At 60.2% G+C, this 405-nt stretch carries 1 protein-coding gene; it reads left to right on the plus strand.

The genetic code is table 11. The annotated features are described in order from the left end of the window. The coding region (locus AC5RU3_RS15635) for an Ig-like domain-containing protein (RefSeq protein WP_493966133.1) at positions 1 to 405 on the plus strand (405 nt) is incomplete at both ends.

A 405-nucleotide genomic window follows, 5' to 3' on the forward strand; every position in this document is an offset into this window, starting at 1 on the left:
GGGAGAACCGTCCGCCGGTAGCGACCGATGATTCGTATGGTGCCCGTGCCGGGCGGACGACCATCTTGAACGTCGTCGCCAATGACACTGACCCGGATGGCGACTTATTGACGAGCTCCCTGACGGGAGAGCAGCCGTCGGCCGGGAGCGTGCAGCCGATCTATAACGGTGCCGGTCTTCAAATTGTTGTGCCGGAGGATGCGCCGGTGGGGAATTCGACTTTCACCTATGAAGTCTCAGATGGCCGCGGCGGCAGCGATTCTGCCCAGGTCACCATCGAGGTTCGCGGAGCTGATTCGAATGAAGCGCCGAATCCGTTACGGCCGACGAAGATCCTCGTGGAAGAGGGTACGTCGGTCAGTCAGAACATCCTGAGTAACTGGACCGATGCAGACGGTGATGACC

Source organism: Arthrobacter sp. MDB1-55 (assembly GCF_059092925.1).